We start from the raw sequence: 18583 nt of genomic DNA on the forward strand, positions 1-18583 counted from the left end.
GAAGACCTACGATCCCGATTCGCGTCTTTTGGACCTGTACGCAAAGGCGGTGCAACGGCGATGACAGCAACTAGCGAGACCAAAGAGCCCCACCACACCACGACCGGAAAGCTCAGCATGGCGGAGATTCTCGAGCTCTTCGCCGCGACCGGGCGCCATTCGCTGAAGTTCACCGCGTACGACGGCAGCACCGCGGGCGACGAGGACGCCGTGCTGGGCCTGCACCTCCGGACACCCCGCGGTGCCACCTACCTGGCGACGGCCCCCGGCGAGCTCGGCCTGGCCCGGGCGTACGTATCGGGCGACCTGCAGGCATACGGCGTACACCCCGGCGATCCCTACGAGCTGCTCAAGACGCTCACCGACCGCGTCCAATTCAGGCGGCCGTCCGCGCGGCTGCTGGCGGCCATCGTCCGTTCAATCGGTGTCGAGTGCTTGTTGCCCGTCGCCCCACCCCCGGAGGAGGCCCCCCCGCGGTGGCGGCGGGTCGCCGCCGGCGTCATGCACAGCAAGACCCGCGACGCCGAGGCCATCCATCACCACTACGACGTCTCCAACACCTTCTACGAGTGGGTGCTCGGCCCGTCGATGACCTACACCTGCGCCGTCTACCCCCACGCCGACGCGACTCTGGAAGAGGCGCAGGAAAACAAATACCGGTTGATCTTCGAGAAGCTGCGGCTGCAGCCGGGCGACCGGCTGCTCGATGTCGGCTGCGGCTGGGGCGGCATGGTGCGCTACGCGGCCCGGCGCGGTGTCCGGACGATCGGCGCCACCCTGTCGGCCGAGCAGGCGAAGTGGGCGCAACAAGCGATCGACGACGAGGGGCTGGCGGACCTCGCCGAGGTGCGCCACTCCGACTACCGTGACCTGGCCGAGGCGGGATTCGACGCCGTTTCCTCGATCGGGTTGACCGAGCACATCGGCGTCAAGAATTATCCCGCCTACTTCGGCTTCCTGAAATCGAAGCTGCGCACCGGCGGCCTGCTGCTCAATCACTGCATCACCCGCCACGACAACAAGTCGCCTTCGGTTGGGGGCGGGTTCACCGACCGCTACGTCTTCCCGGACGGCGAGTTGACCGGCTCGGGCCGCATCGTCACCGACATCCAGGACGCCGGTTTCGAGGTGTTGCACGAGGAGAACTTCCGCCATCACTACGCGATGACGCTGCGCGACTGGTGCCGCAACCTCGTCGATCACTGGGACGATGGAGTCGCCGAGGTCGGCCTGGCGACGGCCAAGGTGTGGGGCCTGTACATGGCGGCCTCCCGGGTGGCCTTCGAGCAGAACAATCTTCAGCTGCATCACGTGCTGGCCGCCAATGTCGACGACTGCGGCGACGACGAGTTGCCGCTGCGGCCGTGGTGGCAGAACTAGCCGCCGTCTATACGGCGCGCGCCCAGTTCGTTCTGCAGCAGCTCGAGTGCGACCTCTTCAGGGTCGCGCCGCGACGCCGACGGCTCGGTTCGACCGGCCTCGGCGAGCATGTGTTCCTCTTCGTCCCGCTGAGCCGAACCCGCGTCGGCGGGCTCGTCGGCGGGCGCCTGCTGCGGGGCGGGTGGCGGGGCGCTTGCGTCCGGCGCCGCGGCGCCGACCTCGCACCGCACCCGCCAGCTCACCCCCAGCGCGTCCTTGAGCGCTTCAGCGATGACGTCGGCGTTGCGCTGTTCGCATAGCCGCTTGGCCAGCGGCGCGGACGCGTGGGTCAGCACCAACGTGTCGCCCTCGACCGCCCGCACCGTGGCACCCGCCAGCATCACCTCGGTGGTGCGGCTGCGCTGGCGCACCTTGTCGCGCACCGTCGGCCACATGGTTCGCACCGCCGACGCGTTGAGTTCGCCTGGGGCAGAAGCGGATTCGGGTTCGGATGGGGGCGCCGGAGCCGGCTCGGGGGCGGGCTCGGGTTCGGGTTTCGGCGGGGGCTTGGCAACCGCCGCCCGCCTTGGCGGCGGACTCGGCTCGGCGGCAGCCTCTGACGCGGGGATGGAGACGCCCAGCCGGGTCTCGATCCGCTCGACGCGCTGCAGCAGCGCCGCCTCGGCATCGCTAGCCGAGGGCAACAGCAGTCGCGCGCAGATCACTTCCAGCAACAGACGCGGCGCCGTCGCACCGCGCATCTCACCCAGTCCGGCCTGCACAACCTCGGCGTAGCGGGTCAGGGTCGCCGGGCCGATTCGCACCGCCTGCTCGCGCATCCGGTCCAGTACGTCCTCGGGTGCATCCACCACGCCGCGGCTCACGGCATCCGGAACCGCTTGCAGCACAATGAGATCGCGGAACCGCTCCAGCAGATCGGTGGCGAAGCGCCGTGGGTCATGCCCGGCGTCGATCACCGATTCGACCGCGCAGAACAACGCGGCGGCATCCGCGGCGGCGAGGGCGTCGACGGCGTCGTCGATCAGCGCGACGTCGGTGGCACCCAGCAGGCCGAGCGCCCGCTGATAAGTCACGTGATCGCCCTCGGCTCCGGCCAGCAACTGATCCAGCACCGAGAGCGTGTCGCGCGGCGAACCACCGCCGGCGCGGATCACCAGCGGATACACCGCGTCGTCGACGACGACGCCCTCCTGCTCGCAGATCCGCCCTACCAGCGCCCGCATGGTGCGCGGCGGCAGCAGCCGAAACGGGTAGTGGTGGGTGCGCGACCGAATCGTCGGCAGCACCTTCTCCGGTTCGGTGGTGGCGAAGATGAAGATCAGGTGCTCGGGCGGTTCCTCGACGATCTTGAGCAGCGCGTTGAACCCGGCGGTGGTCACCATGTGCGCTTCGTCGATGATGAACACCCGGTAGCGCGACTGCGCCGGAGCGTAGAACGCGCGGTCGCGCAGCTCGCGCGTGTCGTCCACGCCACCGTGGCTGGCGGCGTCGAGCTCCACCACGTCGATGCTGCCGGGCGCGTTGGGCGCCAGCGCGACGCAGGAGTCGCAAACTCCGCACGGGGTGGCCGTCGGGCCCTGCACACAGTTCAACGACCGGGCCAGGATGCGCGCCGACGAGGTCTTTCCGCAGCCGCGGGGCCCAGAAAACAAGTAGGCGTGGTTGATCCGGCCGGCCTCCAGGGCAATGGACAGCGGTTCGGTGACGTGTTCCTGCCCCACCACCTCGGCGAAGGTTGCCGGTCGGTACTTGCGGTAGAGGGCCACGGTCAGCAGGCTACCGGCGCGCGCTGACTAAAGCCCGGCCGGCATCGCGTGTGCATTCACGGCATCGCGTGTGCGGCCACGGCTTTGAGTGTGCGTGCAAGGTGGGGATTCGTCGGATTTCCCGCCCTCAGCGCACAGCGAAAGCCGTCAGCGCACACTCGGCGCCGTCAGCTCACACTCGACGTGGAGGAGACCAGCAGGGACTCAGACGCCGCGAGCAGCGCGCACGTCGCCAGCCCGTCGACCGCGTCACGCAGGTCCGGCAACGAAGGGAAAGTGGGCGCGATTCGGATGTTCTTGTCGTCCGGATCCTTGCGGTACGGGAACGATGCGCCCGCCTCGGTCACGGCGATGCCCGCGTCCTTGGCCAGGGCGACGGTCCGCCGCGCCGTGCCGGGCAACACGTCGAGGCTGATGAAATAGCCGCCCTTGGGATCGGTCCACGAGGCGATCTTCGAGTCGCTCAGCCGCCGGTCCAGGATCTCGGCCGTCAGCGCGAACTTCGGCGCCAGGATCTGCTGGTGGCGCAGCATCTGCAGGCGCACGCCGTCGGAGTCGCCGAAGAAGCGCAGGTGCCGCAGCTGGTTGACCTTGTCCGGGCCGATCGACTTCTTGCCCGCGTATTGCAGATACCACGCGATGTTGCCCAGCGACCCGCCCAGGAAGCTGACCCCGGCACCGGCGAAGGTGATCTTGGAGGTGGACGCGAAGACGTAGGGCCGGTTGGGGTTGCCCGCCGTGGCCGCCAGACCGAGCACGTCGACCTGACGGATGAAGTCGTGCGTCAGGGTGTGCACCGCGTACGCGTTGTCCCAGAACAGCCGGAAGTCGGGCGCCGCCGTCCGCATCTGCACGAGCCGGCGAACCGTCTCCCAGGAGTAGGTGACGCCGGTGGGGTTGCCGAACACGGGTATCGCCCACATCCCCTTGATCGCGGGGTCGACGGCGACCAGCTCCTCGATGAGGTCGACGTCCGGCCCGTCGTGCAGCATCGGGACGGGAATCATGTCGATGCCCATCGTCTCGGTGATGGCGAAGTGGCGGTCGTAGCCGGGGACGGGGCACAGGAACTTGACGACGGGCTCGTCCTTCCAGGGCCGCGGCGAGTCCACCCCGCCGTACAGCATCGAGAAGGCTACGAGATCGTGCATCAGCTCCAGGCTGGAGTTGTTGCCGGCGATTAGGTTTTGCACCGGGATCCCGAGCAGCTCCCCGAAGATGGCCCGCAGTTCCGGCAGGCCGTGCAGGCCCCCGTAGTTGCGGGTGTCGGTGCCCTCGGCGTCGCGGTAAGTGTCGCCGGGCATGCTCAGCAGCTGGTTGGACAGGTCGAGCTGCTCCGCGGACGGTTTGCCTCGGGTCAGATCCAAAGCCAGCTTCTTGGCCTGCAGCTCGCCGTAATCCTGCTGGTTGCGGGCGTGCACCGCGACCAGCTCTTCAGGGCTGAGGGAATCGAACGACACCAGGGGCCCTTTCGCTGTCGAACGCTTGGAGGGTGCGGGGGTTTTGCCCAGCCCCGACCTAGCGGCGATCGCAAGCGCGGGGGACCGGGCGCGGCGGGTCGCCGCTCATCAAGCCTAGCGGCGATCGCAAGCGCGGGGGAACCGGGCGCGGCGGGTCGCCGCTCATCGAGCCTAGCGGCGATCGCAAGCGCGCGGTGGGGGCGCCCCCGCTTGCGGGGGACCGGGCGCGGCCGGTCGCCGCTCATCAAGCCTGGGGGACCCCGCGCACCCGACAGAGCCCATTGACCCTTGCTGCCTTCCGGCCCTGGGGGAGTTCACAGGATAGACGCCGCGCGGGGTCCATGGCGAGTGTAATACCTTGTCCCGAAGCAACCGGCGGCGACCGCACGGCGCTCGGTTACCATGGCCACGGAGGATTCGCCTAGTGGCCTATGGCGCTCGCCTGGAACGCGGGTTGGGTTAACAGCCCTCGCGGGTTCAAATCCCGCATCCTCCGCCATCGGTCGTCCTCGGTTGAGGCGCGACCATGCAGCGGGCCTGTTTGGAATCGGTTTGCACGGCATTTAGGCTGGCGTGGGCTCATCACCAGCATGAGGAGGCATATGGGGCGCAAGGTCGCCATACCGTGGCACGCGTCGTTTTCGGTCGCTGCCGGCGTCCTCTACTTCTATTTCGTGTTGCCCCGCTGGCCTGAGCTGATGGGCGACACCACGCATTCGGTGGGGACGACGCTTCGGATCGTGACGGGTGCACTGGTGGCCCTGGCCGCGCTGCCGGTGGTCTTCACCCTGTTGCGGACCCGCAAGCCTGAGCTGGGGACGCCGCAGCTGGCCCTGTCGATCAGGGTCTGGTCGATCGTGGCCCATGTGCTTTCCGGTGTGCTGATCATCGGCACCGCGATCAGCGAGATCTGGCTCAGCCTGGACAACGCCGGGCGGTGGTTGTTCGCCATTTACGGGGCCGCCGCCGCGATCGGCGTCGTTGGCTTCTTCGCGTTCTACCTCTCGTTTATCGCCGAGCTGCCGCCACCGCCGCCGAAACCGATCAAGCCGAAGAAGGCCAAGCAGCCCAAAGGGCGAGGGCTGCGCCGCAAGGAGGCGGCCGAGACCGAAGAGATCTCCGACGAGGCCGAAGAAACCGAAGCAGCCGAAGCAGCCGAAGCAGCCGGAGCCCCGGAAAGGGCAGAAGAGCCCGTCGAACCCGCCGCCGAGACCGAATCGGCCACCGAGGACACCCACGACGCGCCGGCGCAAGACACCGAGGACGCCGACGAGCCCCGGGGCGGCTTGCAAAACCGCCGGCCGACCGGCAAGGGCTCGCACCGGATGCGGCGCAGGCGCACCCGCGGCGGCGTCGCGCTCGACGAGTAAGTTCAGCGGCGCCGAAGGCTCTCGACGTAGGCGGCGATGCGCTGCTGGGTCTCGTCCGCACCCCACAGCTGGCGGACCTCGCTGTCGACAAGGGCTCCCTCGCGCATCCGCGCCAGGGTGGGGGCGCGCAGCTGCGCTTTCGTATGGCGATAGGCCTCGACCGGGATCCCGCCCAGGTCGGCCGCCTCCGCCACCGCGGCCCCGACGAGATCGTCGGCGACGACGCGGTGGGCGAGCCCGTTGGCGACGGTCTCGTCGCCCCGGTAGACGCGGCCGCCAAGCAACACGCCCTCGGCGCGGTCCCCGCACGCGTAGCGCATCACCTCGAGCGCGGCGACCGGAAAGGGCACTCCGACCCGGACCTCGGAGGCCCCGATCTGCGCTTCCGGGCCGATCAGCCGCCGGTCGCAGGCGCAGGCCAGCACACACCCGCCCGCGATGGCGGCACCGTTGATCGCGGCCACCGTCGGGCCCGGGTAGCAGAACATCGCCTCGAACGCCTCGGAGAGCGCCGGGATCAGCCGGTCGGTGTAGCCCGCGCCGCCTTCCACCACGCGGTTGAGGTCTACCCCGGCGCTGAATGCGCGGCCGGCGCCGGTGACGACGAGTGCGCCGCCGCCGGAGTGCTGCAGCTCGCCAAGGGCGTCCGTCAGCTCCTCCAGCAGCTCGACATCGAGGGCGTTGACGCGCCCGGAGGAAAGGGTCAGCACCTGGACCGCGCCGGCGGCTTCGATCTCAATCACGCTGAGACGATTACGACCGGGATGTCGGTGTTCTCGTCGGTGTGATAGCTCGCGCACACCCGGTGGTAACCGTCGGCGATCTGGAGCGGGACACCCGTCGTGAAGTCGCCGCGGACCAGCAGAATCGGTGACAACGCTTGCCCCTTCTTGATCTTCGACAGATCCGCGGCGACGTGGGGGTTGTCCTCGGGTAGCAGCCTCAGCTGCGCCGCCCGGAGGATGTCCTTCGCCTTTTTGTGGCTGACGATTCCTGCCTTCAGCTTTTCCGCCAACTGATTGGCGGTACCCGGCTCCGCGAGCAGGGCGAGGTAGTCGGCTGCCGCCGGGAAGTCATGCGCCTCAGGCTTTTCCAGCCATTTCACGCTCGCCATCGGGTGTCTCCCTTTCATCGGCCGTGTCGCCGCAGCCTACCGGGTGGCCATCGAAATTGGGATCGGTAGCAGGCCCGGGCGTCTGTACTTGCGCCAATGACGACGCCAACGAGGCGGCGCATGAAGGAAGGAAATGCAGTGAAACGTCTTCTCGTGGGAACGATTGGAACCCTCGGCGTCGCATCGGCGCTGGTGGGGTGCTCGAGCGGCGGCCACTCAGCCAGCCCGGCGCCGAGCACGGCGCCCAGTGCCTCCACCGGCACCGGCGCGCAGGTCAAGGTGGGCGGTACCGACCTGGCGGGCCTGAACCCGACGTCGGTGACCTGTGTCAGGACCGGCGGCAAGATCGACATCGGCAGCGGGTCCACCGGTGGCGCCCAGCAGGCGCTGGCCGTGGTGATGACCGACGCGAACCCCCCGACGGTCGAGTCGCTGGCGCTTGTCGTCGACGGCAACGCGCTGTCGGTCAGTAACGGCATGGGCGCGAAGGTCGGTTCGGCCAATGTGGCGGTGGACGGCAAGACCTACACCATCGCCGGTCAGGCTCAGGGCGCCGACCTGAAGAACCCGATGGCCGGAATGATCACCAAGGACTTCAACATCAAGGTGACTTGCGGTTGATCGATCGCACTCCGGGACGGCGGGCGTGCCTTCACTCACACGTCCGCCGCTCCGGTTCCTCGCCATGCCGACGACGGCGGACTTATGATGCAGCCGTGTCGATCCCCGGCGAATTGGAGAACGCCCGCCGGTTGGCGTTTGCCGCCGACGAAATCCGGGCCCGGGATCTGCTGCTGGCGCTGGTGCCTCGGATCGAGCGCGAGGACCGGGACGACCTGATGCTGGAAGCCCTTGCCCAGCTTGGTGAGATCTATCTCTCGCGCGGAGCGAATGACGGAGTGCGCGAGTCCATCGGGCGCATCCGCGACTGCTTGGCCGTCTATTCGGAAATCGTCGCCGGCACCATGCCGGAGGCCGCCGAACGGGTGGGCATGTCCGACGCCGAGGTGGCGCACATGATCTGTCGATACTCGCGGCGGGCACAGTTTCTGGAAACGGGACTGGCCGCGGCCCTCGGCGATCACGAGGGCGCCGCCTCGGCGCTGGCGGCGTTGAGCGACAAGGGCCCCGAAGGCGATTTCGCCGACCTCGCCGACGAGCACGGCCACCTCGTTACCTATGCGCAAATGCTATGCGCGGGCGCGCTCTGCGACGACGACCTGCATGTGCAGTCAGTTCCGTTATGGGACCAGGTGCTGGCCGCCTTGGAAGATGCAGATCGCCTGGGCAGTGGGAGCCCGCTCGGTGACTATCTCAGGGTGGCCGCGGCCACCGGCTACGGCCGGTTCTGTGTCGAGACCGGGCGATTGACCGAGGCCGAACCCTGGCTGCGCCGCGCGGGGGCCCGGGCACAAGCGAACGGCTGGGAACTGGCAACGGCCAGAACACAATTGGAGCGGGCGGCGGCATGCTGGTCGGCGGCCGACCACGCCGGCACCGAGAAACTGATCTCGGAGGCCTACCCCGTCATTGCGCGCTACGCCCGAGCGCACGACGTCGCCCGTTGCTGGCTGTACATGGGATTCACTCGCCTGGGATCCGGTGCCCTACAGGCGGCCGACGAGTGCTGGGAGCATGCCGAGCGGCACTGGCGCGAACTGGGAAAGCCGCTGCACCTACAACGTATTCTGTTGCAACGCAGCTGGATAGCGATCTTTTGGAGTCGCTTTGCCGACGCGGTCGAACTGATCGCCCAAGCCCGGGAACTGCTCGACTCGTCGCCACGCAGCAGTTGGCTGCAATACGCCCAGCTGGACAATCATCTTGGTACCGTGTGGCGCGCGGATGCATTGGCGGACCTCGGTTTCGACAGTTCGGGCGATCCCGACGAGACGCTGGAGGAAACCGAGGCGCGGCAGGCCGAGGGACTCGGCATCCTCAAGGGCGAGGTCGGTACTGAAGAATACTGGCGCGGGATGAGCAAGCTCGAACAGGCCGCGGAGCTCAAGGTGCCGGCCGCGCTCGCGGTCGACTCGGTGCGGTACTCGATCGCCGATGCTGACGCGAGATCCCGCTGGGCTACCAGCGTTTCGGCGCCCATCCTGGCCGGCGCGTTCGCCGTCGCATGGGAATGGGAGAACACCGAGCTGATCAGTGAGATGGTCGAATACCACAGCGCTCGAGGGACTTTCGACGTCGAACCAGAGCGCGCCAAGATCGGCGAATGGGCATCCACGGCCACCCCACCGGTGCTCATCGACGATGGCGAAGCGCTGGCCGCGGCCGGCCCGCCGGCGCGGGGTGGCCGTTCGCTGACGCGGCTGGGCCCCTTGCCGCCGCTGCAGATGCAGCCGGACACTGCGCCGATCATGAGTCGCTATCGCGCACTGGCGTTGCAGCGGTACGGGCGCGAGGTCACCGCCGGCGAACCTGCCTGGTCCACTTGGCCATGAGTGACGCGGACCGGCTGATTCTGGTCCTGCGATTCGCCGACGTCGGGATCGTCACGTACGCGAGCTTGCGGATAGTCGGGCAGCCGTCCAGAACCGTCAACTGGGTGGTGGAGGAGCCGATCCTGCTCGCGGCCCTACAGGAGCTGGTTGGCGCATTGCCGGAGCCGCATGGCTCGGAGAGCCGCCGTGACGCCATCGAGCGGGCACTGACCACGGGTCCCTTTGCGGCACCGGACACCGAACTGACGATCGCCTACATCCTGGGGGTGCTGCTCATCGGCGCGCCGGGCTGGCAACTTTTGACGGAATGCGTGGCAACGCCGCGCGCGGTGTTGTTCGTCTCGCCCAGCTCCCGGCTCGCTCGGGTGCCGTGGGGCCTTCTGGCGGTGCCGAAGTCGGGGCCGAGCAAAGAAGAACTCGTGCGCGCTCGCCAGGATGCCATCACCGCCAGCGGCAGGGTGGCCGCCCAGATCCCGTGGCAGCTCGCCGATATCGGCGCCTACACCGACGGCCATCGACTGATGGAATTGGTCGACGTGCTGATGGCGGTACCGCCCAACATCGTGCACTCGCCGCGGGCGCCGGCCGGCTGGGACGCCAGGCGCGGCGGGCCGCCGGTGCTGGTCCTCGACCCACGAGTACCCGGGCAGCGCCCGGACTCCGCGCTCGGCTCGGTGCTCGGCAGGCCTTCGGCGGAAACGCAATTGGCGCAACACTTCGCCGGGCTGATGGAACGCCGCCGGGTGCTGCCGGAGGCCGACGACGTGGTCGAGGTGTTCCGCCGTCAGGACGCCGACCGCGTCTGGCTGGCGAAGCAGCTGGCACAGACCCCGAGTCGGCTCATGTATGTCGGCCACGCCAGTTCGGCGCACGGCCAGGCCGACCGCGCGGCGCTGCACCTGGCCTGCACGGCGGAGATTCCCGGAGGCGCCGAGGCCATTGGCGACCACCGCCCGCTGACCGCGGCGGACCTGATGTCCATGCAATTGCCCATTCCCCCGCGGGTTGCCCTGCTGGCCTGCGGATCGGGCGGGGACTATCAATTCGACGAGGCGACCGGCCTGGTGGCGGCGATGGTCCTGGGCGGTGCGCAGTTGGTGAGCGCCACCTTGTGGTCGCTGCCCACTTCCGCGGCCTATCGACGGTTTGCGGCCCACGAACCGGCCGACCCGATGGCCGATGTCGTGGTCGCCGTGGACGACGCACACGAAGGCGCCGACGCGGGGTGCGCCGTGAATCGTTGGCAGCGCGCGCAGATGCGGCGCTGGCGTGACGGTGCCGTTACCGCCAGCCCGCTGTATTGGGGCGCGCTGGTCAGTTTCGCGGTGGACGGTGCTCGATAGCGCTCAGATCGAGGCCAGCAAGGACGCGTTGACGGCGATCACAGCCTCCGCGTCTTTGGGCAGCGAAAGCTCTTCGCGCGCAGCGGGATCGAACGCCACCAGGACGACGAGGCCGGGGCGGAGCATCGACACGTCCGGATCGCCGTCACAGCGCGCCAATTTCCCGATGAACGTCTCGCCGGACACGGCCACCACCTCGATGAAAACCTGGCGCTCATCGCCGACCGTGCGCACGGTGCCGACTCCGACGGTGGGCCCCGCCGCGTTCCGGCGCCGAGCGAACGGGAACCGGCCGGCCCCCAGCAGCAGCATGATCAGCTTCTTCATGCCACCAGGCTCTAACGGCCGGACGGCTACCGAACCCAACTTTTCGGCTGCCGATATCTTCCGAATGCCCCTATCCTGTGCAAATGAGCGCGGATTCGCAGATCGCGACCGTCGTCGCGGTGGGCCACCCACGCCGGTCGGTGATCGAGGCGGCGTGGCGCGCGATCGGCCCAGGCGTCGAGGTGCTCAGCAGCGACGACGGCGGCCCGTTGAGCCGGACCGTCAAACGCATCATCGACCCCCTGGTGCTCCGGCTACGATCCAACCCCCAGTACTCGGCCCCGGTCGTCACACCGGAAACCGCGGCGACGATGCACGAGCTCATCGTCGGCAGCGCACGCGAACTGCGTGCCGCCGCAGCGTGGTTTGACACGCTCAAGCTCGAGCGCCGCAGGCAGCGGATTCGCACCGGCAACGCCCAGGAACTGTACTTTCCGGTTTGCTTCGAGCTCGCGGTGACGAAAGGCCCACCGGCGCCACAAGATAGCGAAACGGCGGCGGCCGTGCTCACCGACATTCACCAGGGCCGCGACCGCACCGCGATCGAGGTGCTGCACCGATACGTGGCAAGCCCCGATGTCGTGGCCAGGCTAGCCACGCAGCTCGACCGCAGTTGGGGTGACGTGCGGGCCGGCCAGACCGCCACCGGCCCGTTCCTCGCCGAGCTTGGCACGGTGCTCGGGCCCGCCAACGGCCACCGCGCCGCGGCGGCCCGGCAACGGGTCTGGTCGGCGGTGATCGCCGACTCCACACCGTACAACCTGGGGGCGCTGGCCCGGGTCGTGGCGGCCGAGCTGCCGTGGTCGATCGTCGGGCTGGGCTTGAGTTCGGTTGAGCCACAACGGCAACCGCGGATAGCGAACGGCTCCGACCGCGATCGGCCGCTGGATCGCACCGTGGTGGATCGGGTACGCGCGACGCTGCGGCGCGCCCTGGACCGCGACGCGCTGCCCGACATCCCGCTGCTGTGCGAGGAAGAGGTCGACCGGGCCTCGGCGCCCTGGGGGCTGCTGTCCGAGGACAAACAGGCCACGTTGGTGGCCGGCATCGAGATCGCCGTCGAGCTGGCACCGCTGGACCCCTCCGTTTCCAGCCGCTACGCGCTGGCGGCGCAGATCCAGGCCCGGCTGCGCAAGGAGGCCTACGTGCTGCACGCCCGGCGCTATCTCGCCGAGGGCGGCCCGGTCCACCCGCGCCAACGGCAAGTGGTCGACGACCTCGCCGCGTACGCGCAGCCCTACCTGAGCCGGCTGTGGGCGCGGCTGCACGGACGCGACGTCTGGCAGGAGCCGTGCGACGACGTCGATGAGGTGCGGTCCCTGCTGGAGGGGGTCGCGCGGTCGGTGAGCCTCGACCATCGGCAACGGATCAAGGCGATGCTGGAATTACAGGTGGCCGGATGAGATTGGTTGCCGATTCCGGTCTGTGGAGCACGGGTCCCGCCACCGCGGATTCGCCGCTGGCCGCGGTGCTGGAGGTCAGCGGCGGAGTGCTCTCCTGGACGATCGACGAGCCACCGGGCGATGTGTCAGCCCGGATCACCTTCACCGATTTGTCAGGCGCCGACTGGCTTTGGCGCGTCGTGGGCGACGCCGGGCACGTCGCGTTGGCTTCCGCCTTGGGCGCCGCGGACAGCCCGGCCGAGCAGCCACACAGCATCGAGCTCGCCGGGGTCGACATCGTGCCGGGATCCGTCGATCCGCTCCGGCGGCTGGCGTTGGGCCATTGGCTGCGGCGATGGTGGCCCGCCAGCCGCCTCGACGGCATCGCCGGTCTCGACCGCGCGCTGCTCGACGTCGAGGTCGCTCTGCTGACCTCCGGCGCGCAGGGCTTCTTCACCGACGAAACCCTGGATTCCGATGTGGGGGGGCTGCTGGCACCGCACGCCCCCGCCCTGATCACACACCTGCGGGACGACGATCCGCGGATACGTGACATGGTGCTGGCCGGCGCCGGGCTGGCCGAGGAGGTCGGTGTGGACGACCACGGCTGGCCGGAACTGTATGCGGCTCTGGATGATTCGAGCGACGTCATCGCGACGCCGGGCGGACGCCGCGACGACTACGCGCTGGCCGCCGGCGCGGGCGTGGGTACGCGCGCTGCGGCCCCGATCGCCCGGGGTGTCACGTCCATCGGCTGGGGCGCCGTTCCGCCCCGCATCTTCGACGCGGGCGAGAACACCGTCGAGTGGGCCGTCGAGATGGTCGGGACGGCGGTGATAGGCGTCGTGCGGGCGGCCGTCATAGGACCGGACGCGGCCGCGGGCACCGCGGTCCGACTGCGGTCCGGCGCCGTCAGCGGCAGCGGCGCCATGGACGCCGAGGGCGCATCGATCCTCCCGCTGGTCGACGGCCAGCAGCGACCGCTGGCGGAATCCGCGGCCTGGGACCACGATTGGTCGGCGACGTCGGTGATCGTCGGCGCGCAGGTGCCGGAGGCCCGCGAAACCCGGGAGCGGGTTCGCCGGTGGGCCAGGGCACGGCTGGACCGGCCGCCGCACGATGCGTTCCTGGCGGAAACTCTGGCGGCCGAATCCGACTACTGAGCCCACAAACCCCGCCGACTGTGAATTCGGCGACGCAACGTCGGCGTGTCCCGTCGTCAAATTCACTGTCGCCCGACTGGGCGTCATTCCCTATGCTGAGCGAGTGCCAAACAACTATCGGGTCGTTCAGTGGAACACCGGAAACGTCGGCAAGAGCTCGCTCCAGTCGATCGCGGACAATCCCCTCCTCGAACTGGTGGGGTGCTATGCCTGGTCAAAAGACAAGGTCGGCCGCGACGCCGGGGAACTCGTCGGCATCGCGCCGCTGGGCGTGAGCGCCACCAACGACGTCGACGAGCTGCTCGGCCTGAAACCGGACTGCGTCGTCTACAACCCCATGTGGATCGATGTCGACGAGCTGGTCCGCATCCTGTCCGCGGGCGTCAACGTCGTGACGACGGCGTCCTTCATCACCGGAGCCAACCTGGGCGAGGGCCGCGACCGTATCGTCGAAGCCTGCCAGAAGGGTGGGTCGACGATGTTCGGCTCCGGCGTCAGCCCGGGCTTCGCCGAACTGTTGGCCATCGTCTCGGCGATGGTGTGCAACCGGATCGACAAGGTCTCCGTCATCGAGGCGGCGGACACCACGTTCTACGACTCGCCCGACACCGAGAAGCCGGTGGGCTTCGGCCAGCCGATCGACCACCCGGAGCTGCAGGAGATGGCCCGAAAAGGGACGGCGATTTTCGGCGAGGCCGTGCGGCTGGTGGCCGACGCGCTCGGCGTCGAGCTCGACGAGGTGCGTTGCGTGGCCGAATTCGCCCAGACCACGGCCGATCTCGAAATGGCGTCCTGGACCATTCCGGCGGGATGCGTCGCGGGCGTTTACATCAGCTGGCAGGGCATCGTCGGCGGCAAGACGTCGATCGACCTCAACGTCCGGTGGCGCAAGGGACGGACGCTCGATCCCGATTGGAAGATCGACCAGGACGGGTGGGTCATCCAGATCGACGGGCAACCAACGGTGACAACCAAAGTCGGCTTCCTGCCTCCCCCGTACTTCCAGGCCGAGACGATCGCCGAGTTCATGGCGCTCGGGCACATCATGACGGCGATGCCCACCATCAACGCGATTCCGGCGGTCGTGGCCGCCCCGCCGGGCATCGTCACCTACACCGATCTACCGCTCACCCTTCCCCGCGGCTACGCAAAGGTGTAACTGCGAAAAGCCGGCGCAACATTTGAGTTTGGGCGCCGTCGGGCTTCTTCGGCTTACGACCGGCTAACCGTCGCCGGACACCGCCGTTTCGGGGACGGCCGCCCGACGCCGAGCGGGCTTGGCGTACGTCGCGCCAAGCTGCGGCACCTCGAGCGGGCCCTGGTGGCGGGCGGCCTCGATGGCGTTCCGCAGCGGACTGGCCAGGCCCGCGAACGATCCCATGTCGAACAGCAACGGCGTCAACAGCCGGTTGTGGACGAACCCGAAGGCGCTGCCGGATTCGGGGTCCGCCCATCCGAGGGTCCCGCCCAGGCCCACGTGACCGAAACCCTTGAGCAGGCCGGGCACCGGCGACTCGTGGTAGCCCAGGTGAAATGGCATGGGCACCACCACGTTTGCGTCGGGCCACTTGCGTTGCGGCTGGCCCGTCAGGCCGCGCGCCAATTCCGCGGACAGATACTTTTTGCCGTCGATCCGGCCGTCGTTGGCCAGCACGGCGTACATCTTGGCCAGGCCGCGGCCGGTCACCACGCCGTTGGCCGCCGGCACCTCGCCGTCGAGGAACGCGGTGTCCCCCTTGATGAGGGATATGACGCCGGGGAAGTACATCGCCCCGAGGGCGCCCGAGAACGGCAGGCCCGCCAGTTTCGGTGCGATGAAGTTGAATACCGGTGCTCGTAGCTTTCCCTGCGGTATCAGGATCTGAGCCGCCTTGGTCGGCGAGCCTTCGGGCGGGCGGCCGAGGTGCAGGCCGTCGGTGTTGAGCGGACGCGCGATTTCCTGGCGGATCAGCTCTCGCATGCCCTTGCCCGTCACCGCCCTGGCCAGACCGGACAGCAGCCATCCGTAGGTCAGCGCGTGATACGCCTGCACACCTCGCAGACGATCGACGGGCGCGGCGGCCAGGCGCTCCTCCATGAGGACGTGGTCCATCAGCTCCGCCTTGGTGACGCCCCTCAGGTGCGACAACCCCGATCGATGCCGCAAGACATCGCGGACCGTGATGTCGGCCTTCCCGTTGGCCGCGAATTCGGGCCAGTATTCGGCGACCGGATCGTCATAGGACAGCAGGCCCCGGTCGGCCAGCCGGTGAATCACGGTCGACGCGACACCCTTGGTCGCCGAGAACACCATGGCGCCGGTGTCGGCGGTCCAGCGCTCGCTGCCGGCGCGGTCCGACCAGCCCGTCCAGACGTCGACGACGGGCGCGCCCTCGATGTAGACGCTGAGGGCTCCGCCGCCGAACCGGCGGCCGGGGAACAGCCGCGAGAACACCCCGACGACATTGGCGAAATGGGGGTCGGCGGCACCGGACACACCGCGCGGCAAGCCATCGTCGGTCACCAGCAGGGTTGATCCCCGACGCGGCGCCATCACAGGAACGAAGCTATCAGCCGGGAAGAGCGCTGAATACAAGTCACTCCGGCGGGTGTTGGGCCTCTTCGCCGGGCGTCTTATGCGGCGGCGAGTCGTTCAACCACTTCCTCAGCCGAAGAAGCTGATTGACCACCATGCCGATGCCCAGCAACATCAGCGTCGCCACGATCGCCACCACTATTGCGGTGCTCACAATGTCCATGATGACAGGCCGGACGCCCTGCGGTTTCAATATCGCACGCCGCTGGGTAGCCACAACGCATGAGTGGTGCAGACAAGGTGAAGAACAAGATCGAGGATCTGGGCGGCCGGGCCAAGGAAGCTATCGGCAGGGTCACCGGAGACGAAGACACCCGGAACGAAGGCCGGGCCGATCGGGCGAAGTCCAGCCTGAAGGATGCCGGCGAGAAGGTCAAAGACGCCTTCAAGCGGTAATTGACCGTTTGACCAGCGGGCTTGCCAGTACGGCAGGCGGCCCGCTGGTCCTTTCATGTTGCGATCGGCACACGTTGTTGAGAAATGCGTCGGTCCGCAATCCACAGCGCAATTGGCGTCGAATATCAGGTAAAGGACACCGATGATGCGAAGGTCTACGAACATGCGCCGATTCACGACATCCATGGGAGTTGCGGCCGTGTTGGCTGCCGGTGCACTGTTGGGCGCTCCGGCCCCCGCGTCGGCCGATCCGTGCCCCGACGTCGAGGTGGTGTTCGCCCGCGGTTCCGGTGAACCGCCCGGTGTCGGCGGCGTCGGCGGGTCATTTATCGACGCGTTGCGCGGGCAGATCGGCGCCCGGTCGCTCGGGGTCTATCCGGTCAACTACCCCGCCAGCACCGACTTTGCCAACAGCGATTTCCCGCTGACCGTCATCGACGGCATCCGCGACGCCGGTTCGCATATCGAGTCGATGGCGGCGAACTGCCCCAAGACCCGAGAGATCCTCGGCGGGTATTCCCAGGGTGCCGCGGTAGCGGGTTACGCCACCTCGGCCGCGGTTCCGGCGGGCGTGCCGGCCAGCGCGGTCCCCCGGCCGATGCCACCGGAGATAGCGAACCACGTCGCCGCGGTCACGCTGTTCGGAGCGCCGTCGGGTCAATTTCTGCAGAAATACGGCGCGCCCTCGCTCATCATCGGCCCGCCGTATCAGGCCAAGACCCTCGAGTTGTGCGCGCCGGGCGACGGGATCTGCGGTAACGGCGACGATCCCGCAGCGCATATTTCTTACGGGCTGAACGGCATGACGGCCCAAGCCGCGACCTACGCCGCGGATCACCTGTAGCCAGGTGCAGAATCGCACCATGCATGTTCTGGTCACGGGCGGCACGGGATTCGTCGGGGGATGGACCGCCAAGGCAATCGCGGACGCCGGGCACTCCATCCGGTTCCTGGTGCGAAATCCCGATCGGCTGCAGACGTCCGTCGCCAAGCTGGGCGTCGACGTGTCGGACTTCGCCGTCGGGGACATCACCGATCGCGTTTCGGTGCGGGACGCGTTGCGCGGCTGCGACGCCGTCGTGCACAGCGCCGCCCTGGTGGCGACCGACCCGCGCCAGACCAAAGAGATGCTGACGACGAACATGCAGGGCGCGCAGAACGTCCTCGGCCAGTCCGTCGAGCTGGGCCTGGATCCCATCGTTCACGTGTCGAGCTTCACGGCGCTGTTTCATCCGGGCCTACAGACGCTCACGGCGGACCTGCCGGTCGTCGGCGGAGCGGACGGGTACGGAACGTCCAAGGCGCAGGTCGAGATCTACGCGCGCGGACTGCAGGACGCCGGCACGCCGGTGAACATCACCTATCCCGGCATGGTTCTCGGTCCGCCGGTCGGCGACCAATTCGGTGAGGCCGGCGAGGGCGTCAAGGCCGCGGTGCAGATGCATGCGATCCCGGGGCGCAGCGCGGCGTGGTTGGTCGTCGACGTCCGCGATCTGGCCGCGCTGCACGCGGCACTCTTGGAGCCGGGACGCGGGCCGCGGCGCTACACCGCGGGCGGGCATCGGATTCCCGCGTCCGAGCTCGCGACCATGATCGGCCAAGTCGCCGGGACCACGATTGTCGCGGTTCGGATCCCCGACACCGCCCTGCGCGTGGCGGGTGCCGTGCTGGACAGGGCGGGCCGGTTTCTGCCCTTCGAAACACCCGTCACGTCGGCGAGTTCGTCGCAGTGGTGTCGGGCCTGGAGGTCGGATCCGCAGATGCCACACCGCAGAACTTCGATGAGCAATTGGCCCTTGCCCGGCTCCGGGGTCGGCTGGTCGACCACCTCGAGCTTCGCGTTGGTGCAGGTCA

Annotated in this window: 17 protein-coding genes, 1 tRNA gene, 1 other RNA gene and 2 pseudogenes; 12 read left to right on the forward strand and 9 right to left on the reverse strand. The window is 68.5% G+C overall.

Features of this window, described 5'->3' with window-relative positions; translation table 11 throughout:
* Positions 1 to 60: 60 nt before the first annotated feature.
* Entirely contained in the window at positions 61 to 1380 is a 1320-nt protein-coding gene (locus JWP83_RS28945; RefSeq protein ID WP_297738462.1) for a class I SAM-dependent methyltransferase, read from the forward strand.
* Here JWP83_RS28945 and JWP83_RS28950 read toward each other — a convergent pair.
* From JWP83_RS28950 to ffs, 3 genes are all read right to left on the reverse strand, one after another.
* Positions 1377 to 3146: a DNA polymerase III subunits gamma/tau gene (locus JWP83_RS28950; RefSeq protein WP_297738464.1), complete on the reverse strand. Its 1770-nt coding sequence runs from the start codon at positions 3144 to 3146 to the stop codon at positions 1377 to 1379. The two genes, JWP83_RS28945 and JWP83_RS28950, sit on opposite strands and share 4 nt — an antisense overlap.
* Positions 3147 to 3313: 167 nt before the next feature.
* Entirely contained in the window at positions 3314 to 4606 is a 1293-nt protein-coding gene (locus JWP83_RS28955; protein WP_297738466.1) for an aminotransferase class I/II-fold pyridoxal phosphate-dependent enzyme, read from the reverse strand.
* 249 nt (positions 4607 to 4855) lie between these two features.
* Positions 4856 to 4950, reverse strand: an RNA gene (gene ffs / locus JWP83_RS28960) — signal recognition particle sRNA small type.
* A 66-nt stretch (positions 4951 to 5016) separates the two neighbouring features.
* Between ffs and JWP83_RS28965 the strand changes: the two genes are divergently transcribed.
* Both JWP83_RS28965 and JWP83_RS28970 read left to right on the forward strand, forming a co-directional pair.
* Positions 5017 to 5105 (forward strand) — tRNA-Ser (locus JWP83_RS28965).
* Between the two features lie 103 nt (positions 5106 to 5208).
* Positions 5209 to 5976 (forward strand): hypothetical protein, encoded by a 768-nt coding sequence (locus tag JWP83_RS28970; protein WP_297738468.1) that lies wholly within the window; start codon positions 5209 to 5211, stop codon positions 5974 to 5976.
* Between the two features lie 2 nt (positions 5977 to 5978).
* On the opposite strand, the gene JWP83_RS28975 is transcribed toward JWP83_RS28970, so the two are convergent.
* Together JWP83_RS28975 and JWP83_RS28980 are read right to left on the reverse strand one after the other, a co-directional pair.
* Complete coding sequence (locus JWP83_RS28975) at positions 5979 to 6719, reverse strand: enoyl-CoA hydratase/isomerase family protein (RefSeq protein WP_297738470.1); 741 nt, start codon at positions 6717 to 6719, stop codon at positions 5979 to 5981.
* Complete coding sequence (locus JWP83_RS28980; RefSeq protein ID WP_297738472.1) at positions 6716 to 7090, reverse strand: hypothetical protein; 375 nt, start codon at positions 7088 to 7090, stop codon at positions 6716 to 6718. Before JWP83_RS28980 ends, JWP83_RS28975 begins: the two co-directional genes overlap by 4 nt.
* A gap of 138 nt (positions 7091 to 7228) precedes the next feature.
* Between JWP83_RS28980 and JWP83_RS28985 the strand changes: the two genes are divergently transcribed.
* The 3 genes from JWP83_RS28985 to JWP83_RS28995 all read left to right on the forward strand — a co-directional run bounded on the left by JWP83_RS28985 (position 7229) and on the right by JWP83_RS28995 (position 10886).
* Positions 7229 to 7711 carry a lipoprotein LpqH gene (locus JWP83_RS28985; protein ID WP_297738474.1) on the forward strand — a complete coding sequence of 161 codons (483 nt, stop codon included), beginning with the start codon at positions 7229 to 7231 and terminating at the stop codon, positions 7709 to 7711.
* A gap of 95 nt (positions 7712 to 7806) precedes the next feature.
* Positions 7807 to 9543, forward strand: a complete 1737-nt coding sequence (locus tag JWP83_RS28990) for a hypothetical protein (protein WP_297738476.1) — start codon at positions 7807 to 7809, stop codon at positions 9541 to 9543.
* Positions 9540 to 10886: a CHAT domain-containing protein gene (locus tag JWP83_RS28995; protein WP_297738478.1), complete on the forward strand. Its 1347-nt coding sequence runs from the start codon at positions 9540 to 9542 to the stop codon at positions 10884 to 10886. Before JWP83_RS28990 ends, JWP83_RS28995 begins: the two co-directional genes overlap by 4 nt.
* Positions 10887 to 10889: 3 nt before the next feature.
* Here the strand turns inward: JWP83_RS28995 and JWP83_RS29000 are convergent, their stop codons facing one another.
* Positions 10890 to 11198, reverse strand: a complete 309-nt coding sequence (locus JWP83_RS29000; RefSeq protein ID WP_297738488.1) for a hypothetical protein — start codon at positions 11196 to 11198, stop codon at positions 10890 to 10892.
* 98 nt (positions 11199 to 11296) lie between these two features.
* Between JWP83_RS29000 and JWP83_RS29005 the strand changes: the two genes are divergently transcribed.
* The 3 genes from JWP83_RS29005 to JWP83_RS29015 all read left to right on the forward strand — a co-directional run bounded on the left by JWP83_RS29005 (position 11297) and on the right by JWP83_RS29015 (position 14917).
* Positions 11297 to 12616 (forward strand): hypothetical protein, encoded by a 1320-nt coding sequence (locus JWP83_RS29005; protein WP_297738480.1) that lies wholly within the window; start codon positions 11297 to 11299, stop codon positions 12614 to 12616.
* Positions 12613 to 13758 carry a hypothetical protein gene (locus JWP83_RS29010; RefSeq protein WP_297738482.1) on the forward strand — a complete coding sequence of 382 codons (1146 nt, stop codon included), beginning with the start codon at positions 12613 to 12615 and terminating at the stop codon, positions 13756 to 13758. The genes JWP83_RS29005 and JWP83_RS29010 overlap by 4 nt, the downstream gene beginning before the upstream one ends.
* Before the next feature lie 103 nt (positions 13759 to 13861).
* Complete coding sequence (locus JWP83_RS29015; protein WP_297738484.1) at positions 13862 to 14917, forward strand: dihydrodipicolinate reductase; 1056 nt, start codon at positions 13862 to 13864, stop codon at positions 14915 to 14917.
* 63 nt (positions 14918 to 14980) lie between these two features.
* Here the strand turns inward: JWP83_RS29015 and JWP83_RS29020 are convergent, their stop codons facing one another.
* The gene (locus tag JWP83_RS29020; RefSeq protein WP_297738490.1) at positions 14981 to 16291 is read right to left on the reverse strand and encodes a serine hydrolase domain-containing protein; all 1311 of its coding nucleotides are present in this window, start codon (positions 16289 to 16291) and stop codon (positions 14981 to 14983) included.
* Between the two features lie 43 nt (positions 16292 to 16334).
* On the reverse strand, positions 16335 to 16487 hold the full coding sequence (locus JWP83_RS29025) for a hypothetical protein (RefSeq protein WP_297738494.1): 153 nt from the start codon (positions 16485 to 16487) through the stop codon (positions 16335 to 16337).
* Between the two features lie 68 nt (positions 16488 to 16555).
* Here JWP83_RS29025 and JWP83_RS29030 point away from each other — a divergent pair, with 68 nt between their 5' ends.
* From JWP83_RS29030 to JWP83_RS29040, 3 genes and pseudogenes are all read left to right on the forward strand, one after another.
* Complete coding sequence (locus tag JWP83_RS29030; RefSeq protein ID WP_297738486.1) at positions 16556 to 16729, forward strand: CsbD family protein; 174 nt, start codon at positions 16556 to 16558, stop codon at positions 16727 to 16729.
* A 184-nt stretch (positions 16730 to 16913) separates the two neighbouring features.
* Positions 16914 to 17573 (forward strand): cutinase family protein, encoded by a 660-nt coding sequence (locus tag JWP83_RS29035; protein WP_297738492.1) that lies wholly within the window; start codon positions 16914 to 16916, stop codon positions 17571 to 17573.
* 19 nt (positions 17574 to 17592) lie between these two features.
* Positions 17593 to 18447, forward strand: a pseudogene (locus JWP83_RS29040) (SDR family NAD(P)-dependent oxidoreductase); the annotation flags it as partial.
* Here the strand turns inward: JWP83_RS29040 and JWP83_RS29045 are convergent.
* Positions 18438 to 18583: pseudogene (locus JWP83_RS29045) on the reverse strand (alcohol dehydrogenase); the annotation flags it as partial. The pseudogenes JWP83_RS29040 and JWP83_RS29045 overlap by 10 nt on opposite strands.

This window comes from Mycobacterium sp. (genome assembly GCF_025965855.1).
In the GTDB taxonomy this organism is placed as follows: Bacteria; Actinomycetota; Actinomycetes; order Mycobacteriales; family Mycobacteriaceae; genus Mycobacterium.